This is a genomic window from Mycolicibacterium setense (assembly GCF_000805385.1).
Classification (GTDB): domain Bacteria; phylum Actinomycetota; class Actinomycetes; order Mycobacteriales; family Mycobacteriaceae; genus Mycobacterium; species Mycobacterium setense.
On the sequence record NZ_JTJW01000006.1, the window covers coordinates 1,312,252 to 1,332,550 of the forward strand.

28 protein-coding genes are annotated in these 20,299 nt (G+C 64.2%); 15 read left to right on the plus strand and 13 right to left on the minus strand.

Features of this window, described 5'->3' with window-relative positions; all coding sequences use genetic code 11:
* The first annotated feature begins 63 nt into the window (after positions 1–63).
* Positions 64–873: an LLM class F420-dependent oxidoreductase gene (locus tag QQ25_RS16940; protein ID WP_039379710.1), complete on the plus strand. Its 810-nt coding sequence runs from the start codon at positions 64–66 to the stop codon at positions 871–873.
* Here QQ25_RS16940 and QQ25_RS16945 read toward each other — a convergent pair.
* A complete protein-coding gene (locus QQ25_RS16945) occupies positions 822–1,445 on the minus strand; it encodes a TetR/AcrR family transcriptional regulator (RefSeq protein ID WP_052235857.1) in 624 nt (207 codons plus the stop codon). The two genes, QQ25_RS16940 and QQ25_RS16945, sit on opposite strands and share 52 nt — an antisense overlap.
* Positions 1,446–1,540: 95 nt before the next feature.
* Here QQ25_RS16945 and QQ25_RS16950 point away from each other — a divergent pair, with 95 nt between their 5' ends.
* The 3 genes from QQ25_RS16950 (at position 1,541) to QQ25_RS16960 (ending at position 3,361) form a co-directional block, all read left to right on the plus strand.
* Positions 1,541–2,395: an alpha/beta hydrolase gene (locus QQ25_RS16950; RefSeq protein ID WP_039379712.1), complete on the plus strand. Its 855-nt coding sequence runs from the start codon at positions 1,541–1,543 to the stop codon at positions 2,393–2,395.
* 157 nt (positions 2,396–2,552) lie between these two features.
* The gene (locus tag QQ25_RS16955) at positions 2,553–2,894 is read left to right on the plus strand and encodes an ArsR/SmtB family transcription factor (RefSeq protein WP_039320175.1); all 342 of its coding nucleotides are present in this window, start codon (positions 2,553–2,555) and stop codon (positions 2,892–2,894) included.
* Positions 2,891–3,361 (plus strand): SRPBCC domain-containing protein, encoded by a 471-nt coding sequence (locus tag QQ25_RS16960; protein ID WP_039379713.1) that lies wholly within the window; start codon positions 2,891–2,893, stop codon positions 3,359–3,361. The genes QQ25_RS16955 and QQ25_RS16960 overlap by 4 nt, the downstream gene beginning before the upstream one ends.
* 93 nt (positions 3,362–3,454) lie before the next feature.
* On the opposite strand, the gene QQ25_RS16965 is transcribed toward QQ25_RS16960, so the two are convergent.
* Together QQ25_RS16965 and QQ25_RS16970 are read right to left on the minus strand one after the other, a co-directional pair.
* On the minus strand, positions 3,455–4,138 hold the full coding sequence (locus QQ25_RS16965; protein ID WP_039320180.1) for a DUF4304 domain-containing protein: 684 nt from the start codon (positions 4,136–4,138) through the stop codon (positions 3,455–3,457).
* A 111-nt stretch (positions 4,139–4,249) separates the two neighbouring features.
* The gene (locus QQ25_RS16970; RefSeq protein WP_131546182.1) at positions 4,250–4,516 is read right to left on the minus strand and encodes a hypothetical protein; all 267 of its coding nucleotides are present in this window, start codon (positions 4,514–4,516) and stop codon (positions 4,250–4,252) included.
* A 112-nt stretch (positions 4,517–4,628) separates the two neighbouring features.
* On the opposite strand from QQ25_RS16970, the gene QQ25_RS16975 reads away from it, so the two are divergent.
* Together QQ25_RS16975 and QQ25_RS16980 are read left to right on the plus strand one after the other, a co-directional pair.
* Positions 4,629–4,865 (plus strand): type II toxin-antitoxin system Phd/YefM family antitoxin, encoded by a 237-nt coding sequence (locus tag QQ25_RS16975; RefSeq protein WP_039320185.1) that lies wholly within the window; start codon positions 4,629–4,631, stop codon positions 4,863–4,865.
* Complete coding sequence (locus tag QQ25_RS16980) at positions 4,862–5,269, plus strand: type II toxin-antitoxin system VapC family toxin (RefSeq protein ID WP_039320188.1); 408 nt, start codon at positions 4,862–4,864, stop codon at positions 5,267–5,269. The genes QQ25_RS16975 and QQ25_RS16980 overlap by 4 nt, the downstream gene beginning before the upstream one ends.
* An 85-nt stretch (positions 5,270–5,354) precedes the next feature.
* Here QQ25_RS16980 and QQ25_RS16985 read toward each other — a convergent pair whose 3' ends face one another.
* On the minus strand, positions 5,355–5,921 hold the full coding sequence (locus QQ25_RS16985) for a dihydrofolate reductase family protein (RefSeq protein ID WP_039320191.1): 567 nt from the start codon (positions 5,919–5,921) through the stop codon (positions 5,355–5,357).
* A 60-nt stretch (positions 5,922–5,981) separates the two neighbouring features.
* Here QQ25_RS16985 and QQ25_RS16990 point away from each other — a divergent pair, with 60 nt between their 5' ends.
* A complete protein-coding gene (locus tag QQ25_RS16990; RefSeq protein ID WP_234711922.1) occupies positions 5,982–6,923 on the plus strand; it encodes a hypothetical protein in 942 nt (313 codons plus the stop codon).
* Positions 6,924–6,937: 14 nt separating this feature from the next.
* Here QQ25_RS16990 and QQ25_RS16995 read toward each other — a convergent pair whose 3' ends face one another.
* The 3 genes from QQ25_RS16995 to QQ25_RS17005 all read right to left on the minus strand — a co-directional run bounded on the left by QQ25_RS16995 (position 6,938) and on the right by QQ25_RS17005 (position 8,943).
* Complete coding sequence (locus QQ25_RS16995; protein WP_039379717.1) at positions 6,938–7,546, minus strand: LGFP repeat-containing protein; 609 nt, start codon at positions 7,544–7,546, stop codon at positions 6,938–6,940.
* A 313-nt stretch (positions 7,547–7,859) separates the two neighbouring features.
* On the minus strand, positions 7,860–8,288 hold the full coding sequence (locus QQ25_RS17000) for a cellulose-binding domain-containing protein (RefSeq protein ID WP_039320702.1): 429 nt from the start codon (positions 8,286–8,288) through the stop codon (positions 7,860–7,862).
* 184 nt (positions 8,289–8,472) lie between these two features.
* Positions 8,473–8,943, minus strand: a complete 471-nt coding sequence (locus QQ25_RS17005) for a hypothetical protein (protein ID WP_234711923.1) — start codon at positions 8,941–8,943, stop codon at positions 8,473–8,475.
* Positions 8,944–9,741: 798 nt separating this feature from the next.
* On the opposite strand from QQ25_RS17005, the gene QQ25_RS17010 reads away from it, so the two are divergent.
* Entirely contained in the window at positions 9,742–10,026 is a 285-nt protein-coding gene (locus QQ25_RS17010; RefSeq protein ID WP_039320195.1) for a DUF1905 domain-containing protein, read from the plus strand.
* Positions 10,027–10,051: 25 nt separating this feature from the next.
* Here QQ25_RS17010 and QQ25_RS17015 read toward each other — a convergent pair whose 3' ends face one another.
* Positions 10,052–10,897 (minus strand): MBL fold metallo-hydrolase, encoded by an 846-nt coding sequence (locus QQ25_RS17015; protein WP_039379719.1) that lies wholly within the window; start codon positions 10,895–10,897, stop codon positions 10,052–10,054.
* Between the two features lie 10 nt (positions 10,898–10,907).
* On the minus strand, positions 10,908–11,567 hold the full coding sequence (locus tag QQ25_RS17020; RefSeq protein WP_039320200.1) for a TetR/AcrR family transcriptional regulator: 660 nt from the start codon (positions 11,565–11,567) through the stop codon (positions 10,908–10,910).
* 95 nt (positions 11,568–11,662) lie between these two features.
* Here QQ25_RS17020 and QQ25_RS17025 point away from each other — a divergent pair, with 95 nt between their 5' ends.
* Both QQ25_RS17025 and QQ25_RS17030 read left to right on the plus strand, forming a co-directional pair.
* Positions 11,663–12,619, plus strand: a complete 957-nt coding sequence (locus tag QQ25_RS17025; RefSeq protein ID WP_234711924.1) for a zinc-binding dehydrogenase — start codon at positions 11,663–11,665, stop codon at positions 12,617–12,619.
* Between the two features lie 69 nt (positions 12,620–12,688).
* On the plus strand, positions 12,689–13,339 hold the full coding sequence (locus tag QQ25_RS17030; RefSeq protein WP_157847830.1) for a maleylpyruvate isomerase family mycothiol-dependent enzyme: 651 nt from the start codon (positions 12,689–12,691) through the stop codon (positions 13,337–13,339).
* On the opposite strand, the gene QQ25_RS17035 is transcribed toward QQ25_RS17030, so the two are convergent.
* Complete coding sequence (locus QQ25_RS17035) at positions 13,313–13,804, minus strand: MerR family transcriptional regulator (RefSeq protein WP_082017550.1); 492 nt, start codon at positions 13,802–13,804, stop codon at positions 13,313–13,315. The two genes, QQ25_RS17030 and QQ25_RS17035, sit on opposite strands and share 27 nt — an antisense overlap.
* A gap of 84 nt (positions 13,805–13,888) precedes the next feature.
* Between QQ25_RS17035 and QQ25_RS17040 the strand changes: the two genes are divergently transcribed.
* Positions 13,889–14,620 (plus strand): PAS and ANTAR domain-containing protein, encoded by a 732-nt coding sequence (locus tag QQ25_RS17040; protein ID WP_234706114.1) that lies wholly within the window; start codon positions 13,889–13,891, stop codon positions 14,618–14,620.
* 84 nt (positions 14,621–14,704) lie between these two features.
* On the opposite strand, the gene QQ25_RS17045 is transcribed toward QQ25_RS17040, so the two are convergent.
* Positions 14,705–15,466, minus strand: a complete 762-nt coding sequence (locus QQ25_RS17045) for a dienelactone hydrolase family protein (protein WP_039379722.1) — start codon at positions 15,464–15,466, stop codon at positions 14,705–14,707.
* Positions 15,467–15,946: 480 nt separating this feature from the next.
* On the opposite strand from QQ25_RS17045, the gene QQ25_RS17050 reads away from it, so the two are divergent.
* Both QQ25_RS17050 and QQ25_RS17055 read left to right on the plus strand, forming a co-directional pair.
* The gene (locus QQ25_RS17050) at positions 15,947–16,450 is read left to right on the plus strand and encodes a DinB family protein (RefSeq protein ID WP_039379724.1); all 504 of its coding nucleotides are present in this window, start codon (positions 15,947–15,949) and stop codon (positions 16,448–16,450) included.
* A 33-nt stretch (positions 16,451–16,483) separates the two neighbouring features.
* Positions 16,484–16,903 (plus strand): nuclear transport factor 2 family protein, encoded by a 420-nt coding sequence (locus QQ25_RS17055; RefSeq protein ID WP_039320210.1) that lies wholly within the window; start codon positions 16,484–16,486, stop codon positions 16,901–16,903.
* Positions 16,904–17,143: 240 nt separating this feature from the next.
* Here the strand turns inward: QQ25_RS17055 and QQ25_RS30845 are convergent, their stop codons facing one another.
* Positions 17,144–17,521 (minus strand): hypothetical protein, encoded by a 378-nt coding sequence (locus QQ25_RS30845; RefSeq protein ID WP_131546184.1) that lies wholly within the window; start codon positions 17,519–17,521, stop codon positions 17,144–17,146.
* 133 nt (positions 17,522–17,654) lie between these two features.
* Here QQ25_RS30845 and QQ25_RS17060 point away from each other — a divergent pair, with 133 nt between their 5' ends.
* Positions 17,655–17,984: an ArsR/SmtB family transcription factor gene (locus tag QQ25_RS17060; protein WP_039320214.1), complete on the plus strand. Its 330-nt coding sequence runs from the start codon at positions 17,655–17,657 to the stop codon at positions 17,982–17,984.
* On the plus strand, positions 17,984–18,676 hold the full coding sequence (locus QQ25_RS17065) for a cation diffusion facilitator family transporter (RefSeq protein ID WP_039380090.1): 693 nt from the start codon (positions 17,984–17,986) through the stop codon (positions 18,674–18,676). Before QQ25_RS17060 ends, QQ25_RS17065 begins: the two co-directional genes overlap by 1 nt.
* On the opposite strand, the gene QQ25_RS17070 is transcribed toward QQ25_RS17065, so the two are convergent.
* On the minus strand, positions 18,677–19,921 hold the full coding sequence (locus tag QQ25_RS17070) for a S1C family serine protease (protein WP_039380092.1): 1,245 nt from the start codon (positions 19,919–19,921) through the stop codon (positions 18,677–18,679).
* Positions 19,922–20,299 lie beyond the last annotated feature (378 nt).

Below are 20,299 nucleotides of genomic sequence, written 5' to 3' on the forward strand. Positions count from 1 at the left end.
GAATAAACTCCGCGGCCAGTGGACTTGGCTCAAGAGTCGCCCCTCCCCGACTCAGGAGCATCCATGACTCGTCCTGTCCGCGTTGCCGTGCAGATCCAGCCCGGCGGCACACCCGTTTACCGCACATGGCGCGACGCCGTGCTGGCCGCCGACGACCTCGGCGTCGACGTGATCTTCGGCTACGACCACTTCCACCGCCCAGCGCTGGAGGCCATCGTCGACGGCAAGCCCATCCTGTCGGACGCGCAGCCCGACGTCGCCAACTTTGAGGGTTGGACCGCGCTCGCGTCGTGGGGCGAGATCACCTCACACGCCGAGATCGGGCTGCTCGTCACCGGCGTCGGCTACCGCAACGCAGACCTGCTCGCTGACATGGCGCGCACCGTCGACCACATCAGCGGCGGCCGGTTGATCCTCGGCCTCGGCGCAGGGTGGTACGAAAAGGATTACACCACCTACGGTTACGAGTTCGGCACCTTCGGCTCCCGCTTCGATCTGTTCGACGACAGCTTGATCCGCATCGAGCAACGGCTCGCTGCACTGATTCCGCCGCCGGTACGCAAGCTACCGATCCTCATCGGCGGCACAGGACCCAAGCGCTCGCTGCCCGCAGTTGCCCGCCACGCCGACATCTGGCACGCGTTCCAGGACCTCGACGCCTTCCGCAGGGCCAGCGATCGCGTCGATGAGCTGGCGGCGACGTTCGGCCGCAACGGCGCTGACATCGAACGCTCGACGCTGTGGGAAAACCCCGACAGCGCCGATGCTTTCCGCGAGGCAGGAGTCACGTTGTTCCAGACCGAACTCACCGCCGACAACGGTTACGACCTCGCGTCTCTCAAGGAGGTGCTCACCTGGCGGGACAACGGGTGAGGCCCTCCGCCTTTCCTCATGCGCAAGATCAACTCGACCGCCTCCTGCGGGTGGGCTCCTGGCGTCAGAACCTCTTGCAAGAGCAGGCCACGAATCGCGGCTATGGCGACGGTAGCCAAGCTCTGCGCTTCTTTGGTGTCGCACCCTTCCCGTTCCGCGAGCGAGGCCAGCATGGTGGTCAGGTCATCGAGCGAGTCGATGAATTCGCGAAAGTGCTCTGGGTTGTACGCGGCGAGTCCTACGACATGGAAGAAGCCGCGGGCACGCGACAGTTGCGCCGGCCGGGTGTAGGCCCGCCAGATCGCGACGACGAGATCGTCAAAGCTGCCCTGGTGTGCGGTCTTGAAAAGCGCTTCGTTGTCACGAGATCGCTGCACTGTGAGCATGGCCGCCAAGACGCCTGACAACGACCCGAAGTGGTACCGCAGCAGGGCGTGGCTGGTCCCGGCCCGGGCGGCGACCTCACGCAGCGACACCTCCGGCGAGGGAAGGCCATCGTCGAACGCGTCGAGAAGCCGGGCAAGAAGACGGTCGCGGGCGTCGTCTTTGCGTTCCGCGCTTGACAGGACCATTCCTGCAGTTTATCCATTGGATAAGAATCATCCAATGGATAACATCCGCCAGAGGTGCCGAGCTGCGAGGCCGGCCGAGTTGTGAAGGGCCTTCGATGAGCTCCATGTGGCAAGGCTGTCTCGCCGACACCGACTATTTCGAGATGCGTTCCAGCGGTGGGCGTGACTACGGCGTCTGGGTTACCACGCCGCCGGGCTACAACCGCGCCACGACGCAAGCGCCTGTCGTGTATGTACTCGACGGGAACTGGGCTGTGGGCCTGACTGCCCCGCTGATTGTCACCCAGATGGACCCCATGCAACGGATCCAGCCCTACATCCAAGTGAGCGTCGGCTACGCGGGCGAGGAAGCGCAAGACTGGGATCGGCTGCGCAACAGAGACTTCGTGCCACCGTGCGAGCCCATCGCCCAGGAGCTCATCGATGCCGTGGAGATGAGCCTGAAATCGGGCATGAGGACCCGCGAGGAAGCCGACGCGTACCTCGCCGAGTTACGCGACACCCACGCCGACGTGTTCCTGAGTTTCCTGACCGCAGAACTGCACCCGCGGATCGAACACGAATACAGCACGGCCGCAAGCGGTCACGGCCTTTTCGGCTACTCCTACGGCGGACTGTTCACTCTCTACGCTTGGCTCACCGGTGCCACGCTCTTCGCGAGCATCGGCGCGGGCAGCCCCGGCGTCATCGCTGAAGACAGTCAGATCTTCGCCCAGCTCCATGAGCTGGGTGACAGACCCCGTGCCGCCAAGCTTCACGTGACCTTCAACGACCGAGAGCTTCTCGGAGACTTGGCCGTCTACCAAAGCCTCGCGAAGAACACAGCCACCGTCCTGCACCGCCTCAACTCCCGCGGCGAAGCGGTCACCAGCGAGGTCCTGCACGAAACGCACCTCACTGGCCTACAGGCCTCGTTCCTCAGTTACCTCAGAACCTGCCGCCCTTTGTAAGCGCGAACGTCGCCGCTCTGCGCCAAGCGGCCCCGACGGCGGGACCGCCTGGCACTGGCCGACATTCTGCGGCAGCCAGCCGCGCAGCGAGCCCCGGGCCTCAGCGGGTAATACTTAGCCCTTGCGCTAAGTATTACTTTCCTGAATACTTAGCCAAGTGGCACAGTATTCAGCCGAGCTCGATGAAGTCTTCCTGGCACTTGCAGACCCGACCAGGCGGGCCGTGATCCATCAGCTCGGACGTGGGCCGGCAAGCGTCGGCGATCTGGCCCGCGAGGCCACGATGACACTCCCCTCGTTCATGAAGCACGTGCGGATGCTGGAGGCGACCGATCTCATCCGCACGGTGAAGGTCGGTCGCGTGCGTACCTGCAATCTCAACCCGGAACGGCTCACGGTTGTCGAAGATTGGCTGACGCAGCAGCGTCGCGTTTGGCTGGAGCGCACCGACCGGTTGGAGCATTTCGTCACCAATCCCAAGGAGCAGAACACACCATGAATTCCGATCTGGACCTCAGCATCCAACGCATCATTCGCGCGCCCCGCAAGGCCGTATGGCAAGCGTGGACCACCCCCGAGAGCCTGGCTCAGTGGTGGATACCGTCACCGACTCTGTGCCGCGTCGATCGGTTGGAGGTCCGCCCGGGAGGTGCGTTCGTCACGCAGATGAGCGATGACGGACGCACGTTCGTCTCGCATCTGGACGCGTGCTTCCTGTTGGTTGACGAGTTCGAGCGATTGGTGTTCACAAACGCTGTCGACAGTGGGTGGCGTCCGGCGAGCCCCGCTCCTATCGCAATGACAGCCGAGGTCACTATGCGCGACCACGCGGATGGCACCGACTACCGCATCGTTGCCCGCCACGCCGACCCAGCCGCCAGAGCCAAGCATTCCGAACTCGGCTTCGCCGATGGGTGGGGCACCGTCGCCGACCAGCTCGCACGCGTCGCGGAAAACGCACAGTGAGCGTGACTACTCAGATGCCGACGACTCCCCCGCCCAATTTGCGCCTGGGAAGCGGGGATAGAACCGGCGCGCTTCAGTTCGCGACGGCGTCCGTCAAGGACGCTCACCCCCGCCAATGGGAGTAATCGGGTCAAGCACCCCGCGCTCCCGCAGAACCGGCGCACAACACCCTACAGCCGCGCTGATGTTACGGCTGAAGATCGACCAACGCTCTTGACTCCCAAAGCAATTGTGCAACGTCGTGACGTATTCCGTAAGCGTCTCGATATCGTCGATAGCCGCCAGGTAGCGGCAGGTCTTGTCGTATTCGATCAGCAAGTTGTTGTCGACCGCGTAGCGCACCAACTGCTTTGTGGTGCTTATCCGTTCCATCGCAGCCAGCGCCAGATCTATGCCGTCGCAGAGCGCGGCAGCGAACTGCCGCATGTCGGTGCGATCGTTGAACCGCACCTCGTGAGGCAGATCGGGTACCAAATGCTCCCAACGACGTTGCAATAGCGAACCTTTGAGGGGATGACTCATTCGCTCGTATCCAGGGCACGCGGTGTCGACCTCAGCCGATCCGATGCCTACGTTGACAAAGAATCCATGCCACGACATCGTGCCGTTATGCCGGTCGGCTTGAAAGTTGATGATGTCGTAGAGCGGTCCCCGGTCCCGCTCGAAGCCCGAGCCCGCTACGTCGAACCCGCGCGCCCGCAGGAAGGGACCGACATCGGCGGAAACCATGACTGCGTAAGCACGTTGCAATGAACCGTCGGCCGTCCCCTCACCCATGGCCCTAAGGCTAAGTCGCCGACGGAGCCCTTCTGGACACCAATTTTTATGCCGGCTGGGTGTGCACACGGGGGTGCGCAGAGATCGAGGACGATGCCCTGTGCGGGGTAATCACCGTTGTGCAGCAGCGCGGTGCACAAGCTCGAGGACCAGACTTGTCCAGTCCTTCTCGGTGAGCGGTTTGCCGCGATCGGCCGCCTTCGTTTTCCAGGCGGTGAGGGCTGCAAGGACGTCGTCATCGTCGCGACGCCGGTACTCGCCGGCACCGGTGGCGTCGCCCGCGGCTTCGGCGAGTAGCCGATCCTCGTGTTCCAAGTAGGCGTCGACAAGGTCATCGGCGCAATGGGCGGGGTGGAATGGCACTGGTTGCGCTCTCATACCCCACGCTAGCAGCGCATCAGCGCGCATTGTCCCGCGAACGACCAAGGTTTCAACTGGCGCGCACCTGTCGGACTAGTTGCACTAGTCCGATTCGGGTATCGTCAATTGCATGAAAACCACCACAAGCACCGAGGCCAAGGCCCGCCTCAATGCCCTGCTTGCGGAGGTGGCCGAGACGGGTGAGTCGGTAACCATCACCAACCATGGGAAACCTGTCGCCATACTGTCGCCCGCTACCCCGACCCCGCGCCGGTTCGGACAACTCGCCGGCCGATTCGTGATTCCTGAAGACTTCGACGCCCCACTGGATGAGGCGGAGCTTGCACTCTGGGAAGGCAACGAGTGATCGGCAACGCGGTCCTTCTCGACACGAACGTGCTGCTGTGGTGGGTCGTCGAGCCCGACAGGATCGCGGAGCAGGTGCGCGAGCAGCTGGCAGCACCGTCGGTCGAACTGACCGTATCAGCGGCGTCCGCATGGGAAGTGGCCATCAAAGTGCGCGCAGGCAAGCTCCGCGGCGGCGACGCATTGCTGTCTGTGTGGGACGAAACGCTGTCGAGCATCCGGGCCGATGTCATTGACATCACGGCAGCGGACGCGATCATGGCCGGAGGCCTCCCCTGGCCTCACCGCGACCCGTTCGACCGAATGTTGGTGGCACAAGCCGCACGTCGCGGCCTGACAATTGCCAGCAGCGACAGCGCAGTGCTCGCCGGAGCAATTTCGCCGACGCTGGACGCCCGCAAGTGAACAGGCGCTGTCACGACCAACTGCTGCTGCGCTCGACTCTGAATTGCCTGGTGCGCAGCATGATAGTGATCGGCTGCGGGTCCGATCAGTCGCGTTTCGCCTCGTAGCGCAGCAGAACCGTGCCACCCGGGAAGGTGCGGTTCTCCAACAGTCGTAGCGAAATCCATGACGGCAGGGTCGGGAAGAACGGGATGCCGCCGCCAACGGCGATGGGCGCCATCACGATCCGGTATTCATCCACCAGTCCCGCCTGCACGATCGGTGCGGCCAGCGTCGCGCCGGCCACCTCCAGCGTGCCGTCGGTTTCGGCTTTCAGCTTCGTCACCACCTCGACCGGATCGCCACGCTCGAGTCGGGAATTCCAGTCGACGGACTCCAGGGTGCGCGAGAACACGACCTTGGGCATGTCGCACCAGACGCGGGCGTAGTCGAGGATCAGAGGGGTGGCGTCCGGATCCTTGTCAGCGGTCGGCCAGTACGCGGACATCAGCTCGTAGAGCCGCCGGCCGTAGAACGCACACGCGGTCTCCCGCTCGAAGTCGTTCCAGTACTGATGTAGCTCGTCGCTCGGATCGGACCAGTCGATGTTGCCTTGCGCGTCTGCGATGTAGCCGTCCACCGACACGTTGAAGCCATAGATGAGTCTGCCCATGCAGATCAGACTGCACCGGAAGGCAAAACTCGTCGCTGTCGCCACGCTGATTCCCACAACGTGGCAGCAACGGTCGCTCATCTGCGAAAATCGACGGGTGGCTTGCTCGATTCCGAGGTCGCGGCGGTGAGCGTCGACGACGACCTCGACTCGCTCTACGGCACGCGCCCAGAGGAGTTCACCGCTCGGCGCAAGGAATTCGCGGACGCCGCACGCAAGCGCGGTGACGCTGAGGCGGCCAAGGTGATCGCCGCGGCTCGACGACCGACGATGGCGGCATGGGTGGTGAATCGGCTGGCCCTGATCGACGCGACGGTGCGACCGAGATTGGCCGAACTGCATGACGCCCTGCATGCCGCACACGCAGCCATGGACGGGCAACGCATCCGCGAATTGTCCGCGGTGCAGCGGCGCCTGGTGCAGGAACTGACCCGCGCCGCGTTTGCAGCCGCCGAGTTGGATCCGACGGCGGCGGTGCGCGACGACGTCACGGGCACGCTGCAAGCGGCGATCGCCGATCCCGATGTCGCCGCACGTCTGGGCCGGCTGTCTCGAGCCGAAGAGTGGTCCGGCTTTGGTGACTTCGGAACTTCGTCCGCGGTCATCACTCAAACGCGGCCCGAGACGAGGTCGACGTCGCGGAAGTCCCCGCCGCCGTCGACAAAGAAACCGCCGGACCGGGACGCCGCGCTCGATGAGGCCCGCCGCGACCGCGAGAACGCGAAATCCGCTGTGAATGCCGCGCGCGCCGCTCACGACGACGCGGTCGCCTTGGTGACGGAGCATCGGGCAAGCGTCACAACCGCGCGTCGGCGCTACGAGAAGCTGCTCGAGGCGGTGGCCGCCGCTGAGCATGACATCGAGGCGGCGACGACGGAGCTGGACGCAGCGGAGCGGTCAGCGCGAGTGCTGCAGCAAAGGTTGCACGCTGCTGAAGCGGCTGTGACGCAGGCAGATTCACGACTGGACCGGGTCACCCATTCAACTGACGATCCTGACTGAATGCTCCTCGCCGGCTAGAGCCCGGACGGTACGACCTTGTCGTTGACTGTCACCTCGACCAGGCCGGTCTTCGTGTTGTACTCGATCTTGCCGTGCTCGAAGGTCGACACGAGCAGATCGCCAACGGTGTTCTCGTCGCTGGTCGGAACGCCCAGCGGACCTGGCGAGCCGTTCTTGCCGCCGAGCTGTGGAATGCCATTCGGGTCGCGTTCGACGTTCCAGGCCTCCCGGATCTTGCCCCCGGTGATAAATGCAGGGGTGCCAGTCTTGTCGTTCTTGGCGACGATCACGCCGCCCTGAAACTGCTGGAACACCACACCGCTCTCCCGCGTTCCCGCGTTGCGGTCACCGGTCAGTGGCTTGCCGAGCGCCTGCTTCTGATCCTCGGTTGCCGTCGAGTACTTGGCAGCGATCGGGCCGGTCAGCGTCACCTCGACGTCCCGCTCCCCGATGAGCTTCACTTCAGCGGGCGGTGCCGGGGCTTCAGCGGTGGACGTGGCGATCAACCCGACCTCAGGCGACACCGATGCATCGACATTCTTGCCATTGCTGCAACCGACCGTGATCAGCGCGACGGCGGCCAGGCCGACGACTGCCCTGCGGCGGCATGCGATGGTCCTCATGATGTCCTCTCGCGTCTTCGTGTGTTCTGGGGCGGTTGCGGCTGAGCCCTCGCCCAGCCGGGACTATAACGGAACCCCACGAGTGCCGCAGGCGGTCGCGCTCTTCCTGGCACCCGACAGTCCAGCCGTCGTGGACGACGAATCAGAGCACCCGAGTACAGGATCGCCGCCAGCCGGCGCCCCCTGCCGTCCTCATCGTACGCAACTGAACATACTGGTGCACAAGCGTTTTCATGGAATCACGCAACAGATGCCTGCCGGTCGGCGTCGGATCATCGAGACCGAAGGCCGGGGTCTCGATGCAGTCGGCTCCCTAGGTGCAGAAATACTGCCCGTTGAGCACACAATTCAGCGGCGGCGTGTAGGAACCGCTCAGCACGCCCCTCATACCACCTCTGGCGGAACCACCCGGCGGGATGATGCGATTCCAGTTGACGGGCGTGAGGACATAGTGCGTGCCGGATCGAGTAAGGGTGCTACTCCACGTGTGAGAGACAGATTCGCCCACGGGTAAGTCGAATTCGAGCTTCCAATCGGCCATCGGCGCCATGCTCAAGTTGGTGATGGTGAAGCGGGCGATGAAACCGGTCTGCCACGTCGAAGTCACCGACAACGTCGCCATGGCCGCAGCGGCATGAGCTGCCGGCGTGATGACGATTCCGAGGAAGGCCACGGTGAGTACCGACACGGCGACGTGAAGCGCTGTGCGCCAGCGCTTCACATGACTGCCCCATTCGGCCACAGCGGTCAACACTAGAGCCGAACAGGCGACATCGGCCCGCGCTTCGCCGCTACGCTGCAGTACATTCGCCGAATTGAAACCATCACGAAATGCTTTCGACGCGGGCGAACTCCCGTGGGGAACGGCCAAGCCAAGCCTCCAACCGCAGCACGAGCCGCGATGATCAGGCGCTTCCAGCCAGCGGTTAGGTGACCGGATGCGGCGTGGCGCCGGCGGCCTCGCTGTACAAGCTTGCGGCCGCGCTCATCGCGGCCTTGACCGTGTTGTAGTAGTGAGTTCCAACCCCGCGGCTCCGGAACTTGAACAGTTGCGGGTTCTGCGCGAGAGTGGCCGCCAGCACAGTGTCGCTGGTGATGCCGTATTTCTTGGACGTCTCGGTGAACCGGGTGATGAACCGGGCGATCGCCTTGTTGGGATCTTGACGTTCGGCCACAGTCCCGAAACTGGCCTTCTCCTGGAACAGGCCGATGACCTCATCGGCCGCACCTCCCGGGCCGCCGTAAGCCTGCACACCTCCGGATGCGGTTGGGCGGAATGTGGATTCGATCTTCGCGGTGGCGATGATGGTCTTGATCTGGTCTTCGCTCAGCCTCGCGGCCCGCCCCTGGCTCACGATGGCTTTGACAATGTCCTGCGCGCTCGAATCCTTGGTCACGACCACAGGCGTGGGGAGGGTGGGTGCCGCGGTTGTGGCGACTGGAGCGCTCGCCGGCCGTTGCTCAACCGCGACAGCTGCATCCCGGTGCATCGGAGGAAGAACCAGGGTGGAACCGCCCAAGCCGGTAACAACGAGACACGTGGTGATGACTCTCTTCAGTTGCTTCTGTTTTCCGGACGTCGCGATCAGTCGGTCGACTTTCGACAAGGTCTTGCTCTTCTCTGTGGGGTTTGAACTTGTGGATCCGTGGGTCGGGCACGGACACCCCCCTTCCAACCCCGCGCCTCGAGGTGAAACGACAGGGTTGAACTGCACACTGGCCGTTGTGCGGCGACCAAAGCACCGACCGACCAGTGCGCACCAGAACAGTTTGCTGTGCGCTTGGGGCGCGGCGGAACGAGCGCCCAGCTCGCCGCCGACACGTCACTTTTGTGGCAACAACCACCCCATTTGCCACAAAGTGATCTGTGTCACCTTGCCTGGCATTACTACGCAGTAGCAATTAGCCATGCACTGTATTGGAACATTTCTGTTCCTGCAAAACCCCAGTACAGATTTGCCGAGAAGGTGCTTGAGCCGGCTGGATTCTGCGGGGATGCTCGTTTGCCCTAGACCGCCCGGGGCAACAATTGAGTCGCTCGGCTGATAGGGCGGCAGAAGAACGTCAACGTCGCCCTCACAGGGCGTGAAGCCATTCACTATTGGCAGCCCGGACGAAGCGATGAGTCTTCGACTGCGGCGGAGTCTGATTGAGCATGACGATCACAACGAGATTGCCACTAAAGGACGACGATCATGGTTGACCCGCAACCACTGGACATCACGTTTACTGCTCGCCTGGGCAAGGTGCGCCCAGGAGACACCTGGACCTGCGTCCAGCTACCTGACTCGGCACAGATCTTCGGCACCCGTGGTCTGGTCAAGGTCGCAGGCACCATTGACAGTCAGCCGTTCACTGGAGCGTTCATGGCGCTGGGCGACGGAACCCACAAGCTTCCGGTGGCTGTTGCCATCCGCAAAGCCATCGGGAAGAAGGACGGAGACCACGTCACGGTCCACCTCACAGAGCGGCTGAAATGAAACGACGCCACCTGCCCTCGAAGCGCTAATTCGATTGATTTGCAACATATTTCGGATTGCTCCACAGAGGCAGCCAGGTGCCGTGATCCGCGACGCACAGAATCGATGTGAGGCCGGCGTCGTCGAAGGCACGCACGATGTCGTCGCGCCCCTCGGTGAAGTGTGCCCAACCGTCGTAGTGGGCGGGGATGTTCACCGTGGCGCCGAGCACGGCCGCGGCCGCGGCGGCTCGGATGCTGTCGAAACTGACCGACCGATGCCCGAACTTGCCGGGGACGCGGGCAGCGCCGGCGTGCAGGACGGTGGCATCGACTTTACCGACGCGACAAGCGATTTCGGCAACAACCCGGATGGAGGCGTTGTCGCCGCTGATGTACACGGTGGGCAGCCCACTGCCGGACAGAACGAATCCGATGACTTCGCAGTTGATGTTCCCGTCCGGGTCGCGCTCGCCGTCCTCGGGACCGTGGACCGCGGGGACAGCGGTGACCGTGAGCTCGCCGCCGCCTGGCCGCGGAAGGCTGTAGGTGCTCCACTCAGTCATGCCCACCGCTGGGGAGCCCAGCCGACGGGCTCCGCCCAGTGTGGTGAGCAGCAGCGGCGCGGCCAGGGCGAAAACGCGGCCACGATCGTCGAAGTTGTCGGCATGGTTGTCATGGCTGACGAGAACGACGTCCACGGCGCCGAGTTGGTCCTCGACAATGGCCGGGCCTTCGGTCTTGGTCAGGTAACCGTGTGGGCCTGGGGCATCGAAGGTGGGGTCGCTGACGATACGCAGTCCGCCGAGGTCGAGAACGGTGGTCGGGCCACCGACGACGAGGGCCGCACAATCCTGTCGGGGCAGCTCGGATTGCGTTGTGACAGTTGCCATGGCAGAGCTCCTATCGTCTTTGCGTTGAGTGTGAATCTGGAATCTGTCGCACGACGCACGGAATGAGCCCCGGCGAGCGTGGCAACTTCCCCGTCGCACCGGACTGCCGGAACGCGTCGATGGCCAGCGCCGCAAAGCGGCGGGCCGCGACCTCCCGGTCAGAAGGCTCTGTCGAAGACAGTCCGCGCCCGGCCAGCAGAACGAGCACAAGATCGTCGATGACGAAGTCGCGGCGCAGCTCGCCGGCCGCCTTCGCGCGTTCGGCGAGTTCGGCGAGCTTCCGCAGCACCAAGGCGCGGTGAGTGTCCAACGTGTCGATCTGAGGGTTAGCCGACGTGAACGCGTCCACGAAGCCCTGGTTGCGGCTGTTGAGGACGCTGATCCGTTCGATGACCGAGCAGAATCCTCGCCACGGGTCCGGATCGGCCCAACCATCATTCACGATGTCTTGACACGATCGCATTTCGTCCGCGAAGGCCGCGTTGACCAACATCTGCTTGGTCGGGAACCGTCGATACAGGGTTGCGGGACCGACTCCGGCACGGCGCGCGACCTCACGCATCGTGATGTCCATTCCGCGTTCCGAGAACAGCTGTCGCGCGACCTTGAGGACACGGTCCCGGTTGTCCTGTGCATCGGAACGGAGCATGTGAGGCAAACGATCGGTCATGGTTCTCACTTCGCGGAAGTGGACGGCAGCGTCCAATAACGTCGCAGACGATACCGCAGACAACACGGAGCGAGACGGAGGCGATGGTGCGCGCAGTGGTGATAAAGGAATTCGGCGACCCGAGCGGTATGGCGCTGATCGATGCGCCATCCCCGGTTCCCATGCCTGGACAGGTGGTCATCGAGACCGAGGCGATCGGGGTCGGCGGCGTCGATGCCGTGATTCGCCGCGGCACACTCGCCGGATACGGGTTCCCCGAGGGGATGATCCCGGGCAGCGAGGTCGCGGGCACCGTCACCGAGGTCGGGGCCGATGGCGACGCAGCGTGGGTGGGTAGGCGCGTGTGGGCGTTCACCCGTACCGGCGGCTACGTCGAGCAGGCGGTGACGCGCATCGAAGACATCGTCGCGTTGCCGCAAGGCTTATCGTCGATCGACGCGGTGACGCTGGGTAGTTCGGCGACCGTCGCGCACTTCGCACTTGCCCACGCGCACTTCGCCCCTGGTGAATCTGTTCTTGTCCGCGGTGCGGCGGGCAGCATCGGCATCGCGACAGTCGAAATCGCGGCGCGCGCTGGTGCGAGCGCTGTCGCAGTCACGACGTCATCGCCAGAGCGCGGCAGTCGGCTCCGCGACCTGGGTGCGACGCACATCCTCGACCGCGCCGGCGAAGGCGATTCCGCTGCGCCGACGAGCTTCGACGTGATCATCGACATCGTCGGCGGGACAGGCCTTCCCGCATTCATCGACCGCCTCGCACCGAACGGGCGCCTGGTGCTGGCCGGTGTCGTGGCCGGACTGCCACCGGCGGATTTCGGGACGCGGCTCATCAGTGTGGACGCATTCCAGCAGTCCCGCTCGTTCGCCACGTTCAGCCTCGACACAATCCCTGCCGACGCGACGGCCGCGGTTCGGGCCGCGCAGTTCGACGCGGCGGTGCGTGGGGAATTGCATGCCGTCGTGCACGACGTCATGTCCCTTGAGATGGCAGCCGAAGCGCACCGTCAGATGGATCAAGGGACTGTGTTTGGCCGGATCGTGCTCGCGCCGTGAGAGGGAGCGGCACATCCAATCGCGGGAAACCCGACAATCGGCGCCGACTGCTCCGTAACACTGATGGACATGACGATCACAGATGATGTCGAGGCCGAACGGGCGGCATTCGCTGAATCGTTGATCGCAGCGGGCCCTTCGGCTTCTACCGCATGCGGAGAATGGACCGCACTCGACCTCGCGGCCCACGTAGTCGGTGAAGAACGCTACGGCGGTGTGACGACCTTTATCGCTCGATCCCTTGTGGTGCGGGGCGTATGTGTCACCGGCACACCAAAATTGGTCGATACCGCCCTCCGTCTGGAGCGACGGCGCGGCTTCACGGCACTGATCGACCGGTTGCGGCGACCAATGCCGCGGCTGCTGCTGCACCCGCGCGTCGCGCCACTGGCTCTGTTCGAGTACTGGACGCATCACGACGATCTCATCGGCTTCGACAGCGGTTCCCACGCCGTGCCGAGGACGCTTGTGAAGGTCATTCCGCTTGTGCTGCGTTACCAGCTCAGGCAACTGCCCGCCGGCGTACGAGTGACCGTCGACAGCAGCGAGGAGAACCAGCGGTGGTCGGTCGGGCCGAAGTCGGGCCAGGAGGTGATTGTCGGCGGTTCTCCCCCGGACCTGATCCGATGGCTCTCGGGGCGGACGACGCCGGGCGACATCACCATGACCGGTCCCGACAACGTCGTGCAGGCCCTACGTGTCTTCGCCGGCCGGGTGTGACTGCCGGCCCGGGCGTCTCGCTGAATCTGGATTGTGCCCGGACCCATGACGCTGCCCGCTGCGCGCCCCAGCCGTCTGCCGTGGTGACTGGAGGCTTGGCGTTGGCTGGTCGGCCTCGAGGGCAGCGTTGCGCAATTCCAGCCTGCTGTTGACGGATTCGAGCCGGAGGTTCTCGTCCTGTAGATCGAGAATCTGCACTATGCCGGCCAGGTTGACGCCTTGGTCAACCAATTCGGTGATCCGCCTCAGCTGTTTGATGTCGTCATCGCTGTAACGTCGGGTGCCGCCCGCGGTTCGTGACGGGGTGATCAATCCCCACCGCTCGTAGAGTCGCAGCGTCTGCTGCCCGATCCCGGACAGCTCGGCGGCCACCGAGATCCCGTACACGCCGCGCGCCGACCGCGCGACCCCTTCCTCCTTCGTCACACCCTTTCTCCGTCCTCCGTGACCAATCGCTTCACCCATTTTCGTCGGGTAAGGGTAGATGCGTCGATAGAACAAGTCTATGCTTTCAGACATAGGTTTTCCATTCCGGACGGAAGGCCAAATATGGTGGAGCGTTCATCAGATCTCACGCCGGACGTGGGCGAGAGGGCCACGCCCACCCTTGTCGTTCCCGAAACGGCAATCGCCTCGCCGGACGGCGACGGAAGCATCGTTCGGGAGCTCACCGCTGTGGAGCAGGTCATGGGTTCCGGTGCGCCACAAAGGGTCGGCCGATTCCGGTTTCTACTGGACGGCCAACGCTGGGAATGGTCCGATGCCGTGGCGCGGATGCACGGCTATGAACCCGGCACGGTCCAGCCCACCACCGAGTTGCTGCTGAAACACAAGCATCCTGAGGACCGTGAGCAGGTGGCTGCGGTGCTGGACCTCGTTTTGCAGGGCCAGCCGTTCAGCAGCCGGCACCGAATCATCGACACCGCCGGCCACACCCATTTGGTGATCGTGGTGGGTGACCTTCTGCGGGACGACCAGGGCACCGTGACGGGCACCTCGGGCTTCTACATCGATGTCACCGAGGCCCAGCAGTCCGACATCACCGAGATGATCTCGGATATCGCCGCGTCGCGGGCGCTCATCGAGCAGGCCAAGGGCGTCCTCATGGCGGCCTATGGACTGTCGGCTCAGCGGGCATTCGAGATTCTGGTTTGGCGTTCCCAGGAGACGAATACCAAACTGCGTGAGTTCGCAGCCCAGTTCTTGGAGGCCATCTCCGGCAAGGTTCCGCCCACCGGCCTGACCTACGTCGATCAGGCGCTGCTCACCACCTCTCGCTGAGCCCGGGCGCCGCGCCAAAATGCCCGTCACCGGCCTCGCCCACCGCAGCCGCCACGATGGCGCCTCCACGGATACCGGTTGACGTCAGTCCGATCCACTATTCGCGGCACGGCCAAGGTGGCGGACGAAGAATCGAGCCGAACTGTCGCATGCATGTTCGGGTGCCGAGTGCGGCCGGCCCGAATGGGCGTGCAACGTCTTCTCCACCGAGCCGAAGGCATCGAACAATGCGACCTCGTACGTGCGGTTGAAATCGCTGTTGTCCCACGGGATCCAATACTCGACCGGGACGCTGATCCGTCGTGCGGACTCGATCAGCGTGTCGTCCACGAAAACCCCACCCAAGCTCAGGGCAGCGATCCGGGGTTCGACCGCGGCCAACAGCAGCCCGGTCACGACCCCCAACGACACACCGCCGTACCCGACCGGCGCATCGGCACAGATTTCTGGGCACTCCTGTAGAACGTCCAGTGTCGCTTGCCATTCCGGTACGGCCCGCTGCGCCAGCGACATGCTGTAATCGATGACGATGGGGGCGATCGGCTCCCCCGCCGCGCGGGCCTGATGGATTGCCCCGGCCCACTGTTCATCCTGCCGGCTGCGCGGCCGGTCGCCATGCCCTGGAGCATCGATGGCAGCGACGGTGAACCCGTGGCCGGTAACGCTGTGAAGAGCGTTGGCCACCAGCCCCGGAGACTGCTTGTGCATGCCGCCGGAGTGCCCCAACAGCAGCAGCGGGCCGCCTACCGATCTGGATGCGGGCGACCACAGGACGCCGGTGACCTCGCCCACGACGAAATTGCGTTCGATGACACCGTCCGACGATGTCGCAGAAGTGAAATGCATGGTGTTGCCTTTCGGGATTGCCTGATTCAGGCGCTCCCGGCGACACCGAATGTCAACGCCCGACCGTGAGCACGAGTGGGAGCACCCACATGATTCCTGCGGTCATGGGTCTCACCTCCTCGCGTAATGCCACGGTCTCGCGGACGCTATCAAGCCACCGCGGATCCCGTCCAACGAATTTCCGGGGGCGCCTGGCTCGTCATCTGAACCCGGAGTCGTCAAGTCGTCTCCCTGAGTCAAGATCTCCGACATACTGGCTCTGACAGCAGACCGTTCTGCGTATCGATCGGGACTGTGATCGCGGCGCAAGGGCGCACATCGCCCGATTTTGGTCCGCATCTGCGCGGCAGCGCTGCCCCCCGGTCGCCATCCGGCGTCGGACACCTCACCTCTCCCCAACTGCATCGCTATATCCACAGCTGCTGCCATCACGTTCAGCCGCTACCCGCCACAGCACCCAGAAGAACGGAGCCAAAACCCATGAATACCAGCCGGATCACCAATGGTAATGAGCGAGAGGTCATCGAGAACATGCTCGACCACAACCGTCAGGCGCTCATCGAGACCGCGCGTGGCCTGTCCGAGGCAGACGCCCGCCGTCGGCTCGTCACATCGCTGACGACGCCGATTTCGCTCCTCAAACATGCAGCTGCCGCGGAAAGGATTTGGTTCCAACGGTTCTGGGCCGGCCTCGACGATTCTGAGTGCGACGGATACTCCAACCGCGACGAGGGCACCTTCTCTGTCTCAGACGACGAGTCGCTAACGGACGTCATCACCGAGTTCGAGGCCGCAAGCCGGCGGTCGCGAGCCATCGCGTCGAGGTTCGACCTCGACGACACCAAGGACAATCCTCGCGAAGGCACGGTCAGCATGCGATGGACCCTGCTCGCGATGATCGAAGAGTTCGCCAGACATGCGGGTCATGGGGACATCCTTCGAGAGCAGATTGATGCCTGCAACCGGGCGCATGAAACTCCTTGAGCTCAAGTGCAGTTGAGATATTACGGTTGAGCGATGACGACCCAACGCCCCAAACTCAATGACCCGACCCTCGACGGCTCGCATGCGGTGCGTGATCTGATCGACCAACTTCAGCGGGGCGGCGACGCGGGCGAAGCCGACATCTACGACAGCATGTTCGCCGATGACATTCTTTGGGGCACTCCGAAAGGCATGGTGCTCCAGGGATATTCGAACCTCAACCCGATTCACCGTCGGATGATGGACGGTCCTCCGGTTGTTCCACCGTCACGCTTTGAGCTCGCGCAGGCCGTCTGTCCCGCGCCCGGGGTGACCGTTGCGCAGATTCGCCGCAGCGCGATCGACGGCGGTTTCAGCGAAATGGCGATGTATGTCCTGGTACGGAACGGCGAGAAATGGTGGGTCGCCGCGGCGCAGAACACACCGGTCGTCGATGCCTTGCCATCCACGTGAGAGGACCCCTCCGACCACCGCATGGCGGGGATCGTGGGACGTTCGGTAACTACCGTTGCCTGGGCGGGCGCACCGCAACGTTGAGCACGTCAGCAGGGTCATCGAATGCACATCGGTTTTTGACCTCCCCGTCAAACATTGACCGGGTGTTCGAACTTTCCGCCAGCGAAGCTCCGGTTTTCATCCGCGGCACCCGCGGAACTGCAAGCATGGGCGATACCGGATCGGCGATGGCAAACGTCAGGCCGACTCGCGCAGGCCCCAGGTAAAGGAGCGGCAGATGAGTTGGATGATGACTTCTGAGGTACGAAGCGCGCTGACCAGAGCAGCCGTGGCGGCAATTGCTGGACTATCCGTGTTGAGCGCGGTGCTTCCAGCGAACATCGCGGCCGTTGCTTCGGCGCCACCCGGCATGCCTGCGGTTTTTGAACCCAACAGCCCGGATGATCCGGCGTGCGCGACAGAGGGGTGGAATCCGTCCTGCTTCGGTGGCATGTACGACCAGGTGCCCGACGACGGCATACCCGGAGACGACGCGGCCGGAGGCGGGATTCCGGCACCGGCAATGGTGCCCAATGTCGACGGGTCGATGAGCCCGCCCGGTACACCTGGCGCCATCTAGGCGTCATCGCGACAACGCCGAAGGCCGGCCCACGTCGCGCGGGACAGGTGCTCGACCGTGTGCACCGAATGCGAGACGCGCGATTGTTCAGCCTTTTGTGAATACAGAAACAGATGTACCGTAGCTGGCGTGGAGACGCTTACGCAGGTGGCGGTGTTGGCTCGATTCGGTCATGCCCTGTCGGATCAAACGCGGTCCAAGATCCTGATCGCCCTCAAAGATTCTCCGGGTTACCCGGCCGACCTGGCGGAGGCGGCGGGGGTATCCCGGCAGAGTATGTCCAACCACCTTGCCTGCCTTCGTGGTTGCGGCCTGGTCGTGGCAGTTCCAGAAGGCCGGCGCACCCGCTACGAGCTCGCGGACGCCAAGCTCGCCCATGCCCTGAACGATCTGTTGCATGTGGTGCTCGCCGCCGAATCGAAGCACTGCCCGAACGCCGCGTCCGCCGAGTGCTGCTGATGGCCGCCGAGGTCGGTCACCCCACCGCTTCCCCGGCCCCGGCGCGGCGGGCGTTGCTGCACAAGCGAATCCGATGGTTCGTGGCCGCCACCATCACCTATAACGTGATCGAGGCGATCATCGCGATCGGCGAAGGCGCAAGGGTGTCCTCGACCGCGTTGATCGGCTTCGGGCTCGACTCGGTAATCGAGGTGTCCTCGGCTGCCGCGGTCGCTTGGCAGTTCTCAGGTAAGGACCCGGAGGCTCGCGAGAAGGTCGCCTTGCGCATCATCGCGATGTCCTTCTTCGCACTGGCCGGATACGTGACGGTCGAATCAATCCGCTCGCTCACCGGCGCGGCTGAAGTACGGCACTCAACAATCGGTATCGCGCTGACCGCTGCCAGCCTGGTCGTCATGCCGCTGCTGTCCTGGGCTCAACGCCGCGCGGGCCGTGAGCTCGGCTCGCGTTCGGCGGTGGCCGACTCCAAACAGACACTGCTCTGCACCTACTTGTCCGGCGTGGTACTTCTCGGCCTGGTGCTCAACAGCCTGATCGGCTGGAGCTGGGCCGACCCGATCGCAGCGCTCATCATCGCCGGTGTCGCCGTCAACGAAGGACGCCAAGCCTGGCGCGGGCAAACCTGTTGCGCGACCACCGTTTCCGACAGCATCACCGAAGACGTCAGCCCACACACCTGCTGCGACGACTGATTACGCCTGCACCTGCCCCAGAGTGACGTCCACGGTCCGCGACGTTCCGGACGCATCCTCAAAGGTCAGCGTCACGGTGTCCCCCGGCGCCTTGGAGCGCACGGCTGCGACGAGGGCGTCGGGCCCGTCGATCACGCGATTGTCGACCTTGGTGATCACGGCCCCTTCCGGCAAGCCGGCGGCTGCTGCCGGTCCGCCGGCGACGACTCCGGCGACAGCGGCGCCCTGTGCATCATTGCCGGAGAGCTGCACACCCAGTGATGCGTGCTGCACGGTTCCGGTCGAAACAAGCTCGTCGGCAATACGTTTGGCTTGATCCACCGGGATGGCGAAACCCAGCCCGATGGACCCGGCCGGAGCGCCAGCCTGCGAACCCTGGCCCTCACCCAGGGATGCGATCGCCGAATTCACTCCGATGAGATCGCCGTTCATGTCGACCAACGCACCTCCGGAATTGCCCGGGTTGATCGCCGCATCAGTCTGAATGGCACTCATCACCGAATGCTGGCCGGTCTGCCCGTCGCCGGTCGCCACCGGGCGGTCCAGCGCGCTGATGATGCCGGTGGTCACCGTCCCCTGAAGGCCCAGAGGGGATCCGACCGCGACCACATTCTGACCAACCTTCAGGTCTTTCGAGGAACCGATCGTGATCGGGGTGAGCCCGGAGATGTTCTGCGCCTTCACCACCGCTATGTCGTCGTCAGGGTCGGTGCCGACCACGGTGAACGGCGCCGTGCGTCCATCCGACATCGTGACGGTCGCCTGCATCGCGCCGCCGCTGCGACCGGAACCATCGGCCGAAGGTCCGTTGGGCGAGTACTGGTTGCCGTCGGGGAACTGTCCGCCTGGGAACTGTCCACCGGGAAACAGGCCGCGCGGAAATCCGGGGAATTGGCCCTCAGGTGACGCCTCGGCGGCCATCGGACCTTGATCACCGGCACCTCGGGCCGCCGAGGCCACGACGTGGTTGTTGGTCAGGATCAGGCCGTCTTCACTCAGAACGATGCCGGAGCCCTCCTCCCGCCCTTGCGCGGTCTCGACCTGCAATTTCACCACGCTGGGCAGCACCTTGGCGGAGACCTGTTCGACAGATCCGGCCGGTGCAGAACTCTTCGGCTGGGCCGGAGCGGCTCCCGCGGCCGGCGACGGTTTGCCGATGCGGTCAGCGGCGGGCGCCTGTGCGACCGGCGTCGGGCTCGCGGCGTGATCCACCACGGCAACCGCGGCCACCGCGCCGGTAGCCATCGCGACGGCGGCGGTGCCGGCGACGAGCACGCCGACGCGGGACTTCTTCTTCGGCTGTGAACTCTCGTGCGCCACAGGCGCGTCGAACTTCTGGGTCGTCTCGGGATGCACCCCATAAGGCGGGTACGGCTGCTGATAGCCCTTGCGGCTCCATGGGCTCGGATCCTGTTGATCCGCCGTCCGTTTCGCTTCCCAGCCACGGTTGCTATTTTGCGACGACATCCCCGACCACTGATTCATCTGTTTGCTTCTTCCCTTGCGACACCGACATTTATGCGCCGTGCCGGCGCCTACGTAGATGTTGCAGTTCCGCACTGAGGGTTTGCTGAGAGTAGGTTCGGTGCGGCCCAAGACTTTCCCGGCCGCACGTGGGGGCGG